9 protein-coding genes and 1 tRNA gene are annotated in these 10,298 nt (G+C 62.7%); 8 read left to right on the forward strand and 2 right to left on the reverse strand.

What is annotated here, in order from left to right; translation table 11 throughout:
• Positions 1-62 precede the first annotated feature (62 nt).
• From IT350_08775 to IT350_08805, 7 genes are all read left to right on the forward strand, one after another.
• Entirely contained in the window at positions 63-1,136 is a 1,074-nt protein-coding gene (locus IT350_08775; GenBank protein ID MCC6158136.1) for a fibronectin type III domain-containing protein, read from the forward strand.
• Positions 1,133-1,813, forward strand: a complete 681-nt coding sequence (locus IT350_08780; GenBank protein ID MCC6158137.1) for a hypothetical protein — start codon at positions 1,133-1,135, stop codon at positions 1,811-1,813. Before IT350_08775 ends, IT350_08780 begins: the two co-directional genes overlap by 4 nt.
• A 21-nt stretch (positions 1,814-1,834) precedes the next feature.
• Positions 1,835-2,611 (forward strand): tRNA pseudouridine(38-40) synthase TruA, encoded by a 777-nt coding sequence (truA, locus tag IT350_08785; protein ID MCC6158138.1) that lies wholly within the window; start codon positions 1,835-1,837, stop codon positions 2,609-2,611.
• Entirely contained in the window at positions 2,596-4,749 is a 2,154-nt protein-coding gene (locus tag IT350_08790) for an alkaline phosphatase family protein (GenBank protein MCC6158139.1), read from the forward strand. Before truA ends, IT350_08790 begins: the two co-directional genes overlap by 16 nt.
• A gap of 97 nt (positions 4,750-4,846) precedes the next feature.
• A tRNA-Cys gene (locus tag IT350_08795) sits at positions 4,847-4,918 on the forward strand.
• Positions 4,919-4,956: 38 nt separating this feature from the next.
• Complete coding sequence (locus IT350_08800) at positions 4,957-5,643, forward strand: hypothetical protein (protein ID MCC6158140.1); 687 nt, start codon at positions 4,957-4,959, stop codon at positions 5,641-5,643.
• A 262-nt stretch (positions 5,644-5,905) separates the two neighbouring features.
• A complete protein-coding gene (locus IT350_08805; GenBank protein ID MCC6158141.1) occupies positions 5,906-6,133 on the forward strand; it encodes a hypothetical protein in 228 nt (75 codons plus the stop codon).
• Between the two features lie 40 nt (positions 6,134-6,173).
• Here IT350_08805 and IT350_08810 read toward each other — a convergent pair whose 3' ends face one another.
• Entirely contained in the window at positions 6,174-7,328 is a 1,155-nt protein-coding gene (locus IT350_08810) for a transglutaminase family protein (GenBank protein MCC6158142.1), read from the reverse strand.
• A gap of 69 nt (positions 7,329-7,397) precedes the next feature.
• Positions 7,398-9,047, reverse strand: coding sequence for a zinc carboxypeptidase (locus IT350_08815; GenBank protein ID MCC6158143.1), 1,650 nt, complete (start codon positions 9,045-9,047; stop codon positions 7,398-7,400).
• A 468-nt stretch (positions 9,048-9,515) separates the two neighbouring features.
• On the opposite strand from IT350_08815, the gene IT350_08820 reads away from it, so the two are divergent.
• On the forward strand, positions 9,516-9,827 hold the full coding sequence (locus tag IT350_08820; GenBank protein ID MCC6158144.1) for an RNA-binding protein: 312 nt from the start codon (positions 9,516-9,518) through the stop codon (positions 9,825-9,827).
• The last annotated feature ends 471 nt before the right edge of the window (positions 9,828-10,298 follow it).

The raw sequence follows: 10,298 nt of genomic DNA on the forward strand, positions 1-10,298 counted from the left end.
AGTCACGTCGATTTGATCACGTCCAGGCTCCCTCGCGTGGCGGATTTCGTTGGAGCGTGCTGTTGAATTACCGGCTGGGCGCCTTTTGTCTCTCCCTGCTGCTTCTGGCCGGTGCCGGAGCCGCGCACGCGGAGATCACTGTCACCATTACGGGGATTGTCCCGGTCGACGGCCACGTCGGTGCGGGCGAAACCGCGACCATCGCCTGGAAAATCGAGGGCGGCAGCACCTCTGGCACCTATGAGGTCGTGGTCGGCGGCGACGGCACGCCCGACACCGGCGAACAGGTCACCGACGACAACGGCAGCGGATCCTTCACCGGCACCGCCACCGGCACCACACAGATTTCGGCCGATCAGGATCTGGGCGAAGACGGCGAATACGTCATTTACGTCGTTGCGGTAAACAGCTCGGACGAGGCCGACTACGGCTCGGCCAGCACGACCATCACCTACGACACGCCGCCCGAGTCCGTGACCGGCGTCTCGGCGGGCAGCGGTGACCAGCGGGTTTTCGTGACGTGGGCCGCCCACGAAGACGAGGACATCGACCACTACATCGTTTACTACGGAAACAGCTCCGGTTCGGACAAGGAAGACTACATCGGCGCGGACGCCTCGGAGGGCACGAGCCCCATCGATGTGGGCAATGTGACCGAGGCGCTGCTCTCGGGCCTGTCGAACAACGTGAAGTATTACATGCGCGTCTCGGCGGTCGACACCTCCGGCACCGAGAGCCCGCTTTCGGTCGAGGTCTCGGCCACGCCGACCGACGCCCAAGGTGCGGCGGACCTGTCCGAAGACACCGACGGGTGTTTCATCGCCACCGCGGCGTTCGGTTCGTACGATCACGCGCGCGTGAAAACGCTGCGCGCATTTCGCGACGATGTGCTCAAGAAGACCGCGTGGGGCCGCGCGTTCGTCGCGGCATACTATCGCGTGAGCCCGCCCATCGCCGAGCACGTTGCGGCGCATCCCGCCCTGCGTTTCGCGGTGCGCGCCGCGCTCGTTCCGGTCGCGTTCGCGGCGGACGTCCTGATGTCCGGACACGCGTCGATCATCGCCTCGGCGCTCGGCATGGCCGTGCTGGGCGCGTTCATGCGGCTGCGCCCGGGCCGCCGGGGGGATCGCGCATGAACATCCGCATCGCACTCGTCGCCGCTCTTGTTCTCGGTGTCGCGGGACTCGCATCCGCCCAGGAAACCCGTCCGCAGGACGACCCTCACTGGTACGAGACCCCGCGCAACTTCGAAATCGGCTTCAACTTCGGTATGGTCATTCCCTTCGACCAAGACATCCAAGACGTTTACGGCGACAAGGGCGACGCCATCTACACGCTGCAGGCGGGTTGGCGCATGGTGCACGAACTGACGCTGCACGCCGAGATGTCGTACTACTTCTTCGAGGGCAACGGCATTTCGTCCACGGGCGATTCGACGAGCGAGAAGTACAAACTCCACGTCGCACCCGCTGAACTCGGTCTCGCGTACCGGTTCGCGTTCGTGCCCGATCAGGTGGTCGTGCCGTTCATCGGCGCGGCCGGCAGCTACACCTACTGGTTCGAGGAACGGCTCGATTCGTCGGTAAAGAATCGCGGCCTGCTCGGCGGCCTCACGGGCCAGGCCGGGCTGATGTTCCTGCTCGACGGCATCGAGCCGCGCACCTCCGGGCGCCTCGAGGGCGAGTGGGGCATCAACAACACGTACTTCTTCTACCAGTTCAAGTACTACTGGCTGAACGATTTCGGTGACGACACCGAAAAGCTCGACCTGTCCGCGCAGGGCCACACCCTGGGCATTCTGTTCCAGTTTTAGCGCCGGCTACCGCCGGGGCCGATGCCCAATTACCTGCTGACCTTGTCCTACGACGGAACCGATTTTCACGGCTGGCAATCCCAGCCGTCGGACCGGACCGTGCAGGACGTGCTGGAATCCGCACTCGCAAAGCTGTTCGAGCCCGGTATCCGCGCCACCGCCGCGGGACGCACCGACGCCGGCGTTCACGCCCTCTGCCTGCCCGTCAATTTCCATGCGGCGCGCGAACGCGATCCCGATCTCGTGCGTCGCGCGCTCTCGGCGCTGCTGCCGTACGACGTCGAGGTGCGTTCGTGCCGAATCGTGCCCGGCGAATTTTCCGCGCGGTTTTCGGCCCGGTCGCGGATCTACCGCTACCGCATCGAAACGGGGCGATTTCGCGATCCCATCACGCGCCGATTCGCCTGGCAAATCCCCATTGAACTCGACACGGACGCGATGCAGAATGCGCTCCCGTTGCTGGCCGGGGAACACGATTTCGGTTCGTTCCGGTCCGCGGGGTGCGTGGCGAAATCGCCCGTGCGGACGATCCTGCGCGCCGAGCTGAAGCGGCCCGAACCCCGGCGATGGGAACTGGGGTTCGAGGCCACGGGGTTTTTGCGCGGGATGGTCCGCGCCATCGTGGGAACGCTCGTCGAGGTGGGGCTGGGCCGCCGGCCCCCGCAGGAAATCGAAGACCTGTTGCGCTTGCCGGACAGGGCGCGCGCGGGACGATCGGCGCCCGCGTGCGGTCTATTTTTTACCGGCGCCAGGTATGGGGACTCGTATTCAGAGGTGACCGAATGCGTCTGGGAATGATCGTAATCGCGGCGGCGCTGATTCTGGCGTCGGTTTTCGCTCCCGCCTTCGCGCACGCCGAACCCAAGGTCATCATCCTCGGGTTCGACGGCATGGACCCCGTGCTCACGCAGAAGTTCATGGACGAGGGGCTCATGCCCAACGCGTCCAAACTCGCGGCGCAGGGACACTACTCCAAGCTCGCCACGTCGAACCCGAGCGCGTCGCCGGTCGCGTGGTCATCGTTCGCGGTGGGCGGCAACGCCGCGCGGCACGGCATTTTCGACTTCCTGCGGCGCATGCCGGGCAGCTACTACCCGGAATTCGCCATGGTCACGCCGTCGGAAAAACCTCTCCTGCCAAGTCAGGGACTTCGCTACGGCATCGGGATCGGCGCGGGCCTCCTGGCCTTCTTCCTCATCTTCGTGCTGCTTCGCTTCGTCGCGAAGAGCACGCCGATCCGACTCGGCGTCGCGCTCGTCGTCGGCGGCGTGGCGGGCGGATTCGCCACCTTCGCCATCCTGACCTGGGTGCCGTCGTCGCTGCCCATTCCGATCTTCAACCGATTGGGCAATGCATTTTGGGAGATTGCGGGCGAGGCGGGAATCAAGACGACCGCGATCCGCATGCCCAATACGTTTCCGTCAAAGGCGACACCGAACGTCAAGCTGCTCGCGGGTCTCGGCATTCCCGACGTGCGTCAGACGAACGGCACCTACACGATGTATTCGTCGGAGAAAGAGGCGTCAGGTGACACCGAGATGGGCGGACGGCTCGTGCCGGTGTCCGTGCTCGGCGACCGCGTGGAATCGAAGATCCTCGGCCCTAAAAATTTCACAATGAAGGACAAGCCCGGCGTGAAGTCGCTGCCCGACACGACCGCGCCGTTCACGGTCAAGATCGACCGCGCTTCGAAATCCGCGCAGATCACCGTCCAGGGTGTGACGCAGCGCGTGGAGATGGGCAAGTTCAGCGACTTTTTCACCGTTGAGTTTACCCTCAATCCGCTGCTCAAACTGCAGGGCATCGCCAAGTTCGCGTTGATCGCGATCGAGCCCGAGTTCCGGCTCTATCTCACGCCGGTCAATTTCAACCCGGCCAAGATGCCGCCGAACGTGCGCATCTCGAATCCGGCGAATTTCTCGGCGCAGCTTGCCGGGGCGAACGGCCTCTACAAGACGCTGGGCTGGCAGGAAGAGACGTGGGCGCTCAACGAGCTTCAGATCACCGAGGAACTTTTCCTCGACGACCTGTATCGGATCATGGGACGCATCGAGAAGATCATCGTATCCGAGCTGGAGAAAAAGGACTCGCGGCTTTTCGTCGGCGTCTTCGAGGGCACCGACCGGCTCCAGCACATGTTCTGGCGTTACTGGGACGAGAAGCATCCCCTTTACGACAGCACCGACGCGCAAACGCACCTCGGGGAATTTTCGAAGATGTACCGCGAGGTGGACCGCATCATCGGCGTCGTGATGAACCGCTTTGTCGATGACGACACGCTCTTCATGGTCGTGTCGGACCACGGCTTCCAGTCGTTCCGCAAGGCCGTAAACATCAACACCTGGCTCGTCGAAAACGGCTTCATGACGCTCAAGGGCCAGGAGAACGTCCGCGACCGCAACCTCGACGACCTGTTCGGCCAGGGTGAGTTCTGGCCCAACGTCGATTGGTCCCGGACGAAGGCGTACCACCTCGGCCTTGGCCAAGTGTACATCAACCTCTTCGACCGCGAGCCCGAGGGCTCGGTCATGAAGACCGACTACGAGGCGCTGCAAAACGAGCTACGCCAGAAAATGCTGGCCTTCCTCGACCCCGAGGACGGCACGCCGGTTTTCAAGGACGTGTATCGACGGCAGGACATCTACAAGGGCCCGGCGTACGATTTCGCGCCCGACATCATTCTCGGGTTCAATGAGGGCTACCGCGTCTCGTGGCAGAGTTCGCTCGGCGGCATTCCCAAGGGCCTCATCGCCCCCAACGACCGCAAGTGGAGCGGCGATCACTGCTCCGTCGATCCGTCGCTGACCGCGGGCATCATTTTCACTAACCGTAAAGTGACGAAAGCGGAGCCCTCGATCTTCGACATCGCGCCGACGGTGCTCCAGACGTTCTCTCTAAAGGGCGGGGACGACATCGACGGAAAACCGCTGTTCTGAGGCGCGCGCGACGTCGCCCGGACCCCTTTCAAACTTGACACCCCCGGTCAAACCGGATATGAGCCAAAACGTCTTTGGGAACGGGTCTTTTCGACACGGCGGCGTAGCCAAGTGGTAAGGCAGAGGTCTGCAAAACCTTTATTCACCGGTTCGATTCCGGTCGCCGCCTTCCTCGCGACCATCAGCTTTTTCGCGGCCGTCGCGCTCATGGTCATGCCGGCGGGCGGAGCACTCGCCGCGGACAAAAAACCGTCCCTCGTCACCCTCGACAAACTCATCTGCACGCTCGGCAACTCGGCGGTGACGCTCGAGCAGATCGAGGTGGAGAGGACGCTGCTCGCCCACTCGCGAGACTCGCTGCTGTTTCCCGGACGAGAAGAAAGTCTCGGCGTCGAGGAGATTTTTCTCGAGCTCTTCACGCGCAACCTGCTTCGATTCCAGACCGTTCGCATGGGCTTCACGGATGTCGACCCCAAGGCCGTGGACGCCGCGGTGGAGGCCACACGCAGGTCCTTCGGCAGCGAAGCGGAATATCGAAAATTCCTGATCAAATTTCAGCTCAACGACGAGTCGATCGAGGGGCTGGTGCCCAATGGCGAGGTCTTCGCCGACATTCGCGGTCGGTTCCGCACCACCGTCATGGTCCATCAGTTCGTCGACAAAAAACTCGACCTTCAGGTGCGTCTCGCCACGCAGGACGCGCTCGCCCAGCAGGGATTCGATCCGGCGACCAGCGACCCGAATTCCGACGACGAGGCGGTGAAAACCGTCCGCGAACAGATCCGCCAGCAAAAACTGCGGGAGTGGATCCGCGACCTCGCCGCTCGCACGACGATCACGATCACGGACGAAAACTATCGGCCTGCGATCAACGCATTCCTCTCCGCGCGCTGATTTTCCGAATTCTATCGATCGAATTGACTCTAATCACCTAACTAAGTGATATCGTGACATATTTTGTCGCACTTCGTCGCATGGTTTCGCTTGCGTCCACGACAAGACCTGCCGATAATTTCTTCGATTTTCCGGATTTCTCCACCAACTTCCGAATGCGAACATCGAGATGCCGAACATAAACCGAAATCAATGCGACCCCGTTTGTCGCTTTCAATAGAGAAGATGCGAGTTGGGACAACAACCCCCGATGGAGGCTCCGATGACCATGAAAAACGACGATCTGATCTCCGGCTGGAAAGACATCGCCACGTACATGGACAAGAGCGTTCGCACGGTCCAGCGTTGGGCTGCGACCCGCGGGATGCCGGTCTTTCATCCCGCCGGGCTTCGTTGCACGCCGCACGCGAGCAAGCGGCTCCTCAACACGTGGATCACGGCTTGCGGCGATTCGGGCGGAGGCGACTTCGCGAAGACCGTGAACGGCTGAAAAGGAAACGATTCCGAAAACAATCCGCGCATTTCGAATTTCATTTCGCGGCGGCGCCCGGGGGTCCCACCGGTGGAGGGTTTAGGCTCCCGGGCGCCTCGTCCTCATCGTTTTCCGGCAACACGTCGAATTCGTCGGGCGGCAGAGCACGCCCCTTTTCGATGAGCGTCCAATCCGCCCAGATCTTCGAGCGATAACGCACCATCCCCGTCCCGCCGGCGCGATCGGTGAGGGCATTTCGCTTGGCGTCGAGATCGACGAGTTCGGGTTCCGGCTCGATCACGAAAAAGAAGTGTCGACCGGTCTGCGTGCCGATGAGTTCGGACGAGCGATCCACGCCGTCGTCCCGGTCGAGATTCGACGGCTCGACGGGCACCCACCCGTACGGCGGAAGGTACACCTCCAGCGTCTTGTGCATCGCCTTGTCGTATCCGCGCGTCTTGCCCTTGCCGATACGCGGACGCGATCCCGCCGTGTAGCGAGCGGGGATGCCCGCGGCGCGGCACATGCCGATCATGGCGAACGAGTACTCGGTGCAGCTTCCCGACCCGAGTTCCAGCGTCCGCGCCGCGTCGAGCTTGCGTCCGTCGCCCTTGAAGAATAGCCGTCGCCGCACGTCGCGCCAGATCCCGAGCATCCGCTCGTACAGGCCTGCTTCGCCCACGGTCGCGAGCGACGCGGCACGGCTCACGATCGGCGAATCGATCCGGTAGTACGGTCCGTCGCCGGTGTAATCGAGCCGGATACGTTCCGGAATCGCGGCCGGCGTCTGGACCTGGGCCGGATCGAGGGCATAGCGAATCGCGCGCAGTTCAACGTCGGCGTCGTAGGTCACCGTGAGCGTCTGGCCGGGCGCTCCGGGACCGAGGACGAATTCGGCAAAGCGGTACCCATACACGCTGACGATTTCGCGCGACGGCGCGGGATCAGTGCGCCAGTCGAGCACCGTTTGCGAGTGCATGTTCGGCGGCAGCGGCAGCGTGACGACGACGGGGTCGAGCGCGGGATTCGAGCGGATCAGAAACTCGGCGGTCAGCCGGATGTGGAATCGGGCCGGAGATCGCGGCGCGGTGAACGACGCCGGGCGGTGGTCGTTGTCCGCCGGCCAGTAGCCGGGCTCTGCCGATGCCCCGACGGGCACCAAGATCCCAGCGACCACGAAAGCGACAACGAATTTCCGCGCGAAGTTACGCACGCGGGAATTGTCCCGCGCGCACGGTGTCCGCGTCAATGCGACGAGCCTCGTGCCGACGAGATTATCGGATCAGCACGAACATCCGCCCTCGGCGTCTTCGCCGTTCTCCGATTCTTCCGCCGCTTCGCCGTCGGTGTCGTCGTTCAAGTCGTCGTTCGACGCATCGTCGTCTTCGGAATCGTCGTCATCAGTGTCGTCGTCATCGTCGTCGCCCACTTCGTACATGACGGCGAATTCGATGTTTCGATCCGGCGACACCGCGGAGACATACTCGACGATGTATTCGTAGGTCCCGGGTTCGACGGGGGCGTCGAGATCCCACGCATACGCGCCCTGCCCCGGTGGAATCGGTTCGTCGTTCAGGCGCGTCCGGTCGCCGTCCGGGTCGCGGCGATCCACGTTCCAACCGGCGGGCGCGGTTTCGATCCACGGCGCCCACACGAGTTGCAGCGTCTCAACCGTACCCTCGACGCGCAGTTTCCACAGGTCGGTCGAGAGCACGCGTCGCGGTTCGGCGGCGAGACCGGCCGCGAGCACGATGGGCTCGAAGTTGGCGTCGATGGTGGGCGGGATGATCGACGCGTCGGGATAGAACGCGCCGCCGAGAGGCGAACTGGGGCTGAGTTCAAATGTGAACGCGAAAATGCCGAGCGTGCCCCAAGCCCAATCGATCGTGTCGCCGGAGGCCAGATACAGTTCGGCACCCCGTTGCGGCGTGTATCCATTGAATCCGGCAAATGTGTTCGCCAGCGTTTCGAACGACTCGCTCGCCACGGGATCGTCGATGGGCTCCGATTGATGGCTCCACGGCCAGAGGATCAGTTCGCTGTAAGTGTGCAGCGTGATGAGCGTACCCACGTCGTCGCGGGCGGTGATCAAATCGCGCAACGCCGCCGTCTCGGGCTCGGAGAAGGCACTCGGCCCGTGCCAGGTCAGCATGCACGGAACGGCACTCGCGCCCGGCCCGCCCCACCCCATGGAATAGTTCCGGTTCAGGTCCACGCCCCAGCAGAAACTCGGTGCGTTGCTCGGTCGCCGGTTCTTGCGCCACAGAAGGAAAGACGGCGAAATTTGATCGAAGAGCGCACCATCGGGATTGATCGTGGGAATGATGATGATCTCGCGCGAATCCACGAGAGCGGTCAAACGTTCATCGACGCCATAGCCTTCGACGATTCGACGCGCCGCGCCGAGCGCGACCTCGACCGTCAGAATCTCGCGCGCGTGGTGCTGCGCCACGAGGACGAACGCCGGCTCGTCGGCCTCGTTGAGATCGGGGTTGTCGCTGATGACGAGAGCCCACAGCTCGCGGCCCTCGTGCGTGACGCCGATGCTGAAGACGCGCGTGATGTCCGGCGCGAGGTCGTGCAATGCCTCGATCTCGGCGGTGGATTCGTCGTAATCGTGATAGGCGTCGTAACCGTTCGGCATGTCGCGGGGAATTGCGCCGATCGGCGTCGCCGCGAATCCCGCGGCCTGAAGCTCCGCGACTTCGATGGCGGACACGAGCACGGTGACGAGCCCTGATCGTGTATTCACATCGAGGACATCCATGCCCATCTCGACAAGCGCGGTGCGCGACGCGGCATCCGGCGCGCGCACTTGCCACAGTGAAGGCTCGTCGCCCAAATCATCCGAGGCGGGCGCAGTCGCGGATGCGACGAGAATCCCCAGGCACGCCACCCAAAACATCACGGCAAGACGAAAACCGAAGGACATGGCGATCTCCAAAAATAACAACGAGCACGCGCGGGACGCACGCGCGCCATTAAGCGAAAAGCCGGAGGCCTTGGCAATCGCTCCGCGCAAAATTCCGCAAAATTTTCGCCCAGTTCGGCCGTTCGCGCCGCGGTTGAATGAGCGCTCAAAACCATCGTGACCGGCGATCATGATGCTCGTTCGGCCATCGTGTTTTTTTCATGACACGCGAAAAAATCCTTTACAGGCCATGGGCGGAATGCTAAACGCCGAACGGATGAGGTTCTTTCGGTTGGTCGATTCAACGCGTTTTTAATCCGCTACAACATGGCACGCGGTGCCCCTTGCGCTCTCAACGGCATCACGCCCGCGCGGGGGTGGTCGTTTGTCCGCGGCGGGTTTCGAAGGTGTTGGAGGCAGGATCGGGAGAACACCTCGGGATGACGTCTTCATGGGGAAGACGCCGAACGGAAAGCGAGAGAGAAGAGGATGTCGAAGAAGCTGTTTGTCGGAAGTCTGAGCTGGAACACCAACGACGATGGGCTGCGTCAGGCGTTTTCGCGGTTCGGCGAAATCTCCGAGGCGAAGGTCATCATGGACCGTGAGACCGGGCGTTCGCGTGGTTTCGGGTTCGTGACCTTCAACGACGAAGCCAACGCCATCACCGCGCGCAACGAGATGAACGGCGCGGCGTTGGACGGACGCACCATCCGGGTGGATCTCGCGCAGGATCGCGATCGCGACCGCGGCCCCAGCCGTGGCGGTCCGCGTTCCTCGGGTCCGAGCCGCGAGCGCTGGTAGACCGGCCTTTCGTGGATCGAAAATTTCGGCCCGGCGGCTACGGCCGTCGGGCTTTTGTATGAGCATTTGCCGTACCCGCCCCCGACGAATTTGGAAGAGATCCTTGAAACGGCGGCCAACGGCACGATCAGTCGCCTGTCTCACCGCTTCCGCGCAGTCGTTTCGCTACCGGCTTCCAACCCCCTCGTAAGAAAAATCGCCGCGCCCGCGCGCGCGATCACGGATAATCCGTCGGTCGCCGTGTCCCCCCTTTTCTCGAAAATTCAAGGATTTAGGCGGCGACACGTTTCTTTTCGTAATCTTTATTGCGTGTCGTGAAGAGAATTTATCGCGTTTCTAGAATTTTTAGTTGACAAACGAAGCTGGAGCGGCTAAAGTGGGCTCAACGATGGCGGAAACGCCGCGTTGGGAACGGAAGAAGGGAATCCCGGGGGAGGGATTCCGGAACCAAACCGAAAGAGGAGATCGAGA

This window comes from Deltaproteobacteria bacterium, assembly GCA_020845895.1.
In the GTDB taxonomy this organism is placed as follows: domain Bacteria; phylum Lernaellota; class Lernaellaia; order JACKCT01; family JACKCT01; genus JADLEX01.

Coding starts and splice junctions, on each gene's coding strand:
- IT350_08820 (MCC6158144.1), top strand. CDS start 9,516: ATGTCGAAGAAGCTGTTTGTCGGAAGTCTGAGCTGGAACACCAACGAC.
- IT350_08790 (MCC6158139.1), top strand. CDS start 2,596: ATGCGTCTGGGAATGATCGTAATCGCGGCGGCGCTGATTCTGGCGTCG.
- IT350_08815 (MCC6158143.1), bottom strand. CDS start 9,047: ATGTCCTTCGGTTTTCGTCTTGCCGTGATGTTTTGGGTGGCGTGCCTG.
- IT350_08805 (MCC6158141.1), top strand. CDS start 5,906: ATGACCATGAAAAACGACGATCTGATCTCCGGCTGGAAAGACATCGCC.
- truA (MCC6158138.1), top strand. CDS start 1,835: ATGCCCAATTACCTGCTGACCTTGTCCTACGACGGAACCGATTTTCAC.
- IT350_08800 (MCC6158140.1), top strand. CDS start 4,957: ATGGTCATGCCGGCGGGCGGAGCACTCGCCGCGGACAAAAAACCGTCC.
- IT350_08780 (MCC6158137.1), top strand. CDS start 1,133: ATGAACATCCGCATCGCACTCGTCGCCGCTCTTGTTCTCGGTGTCGCG.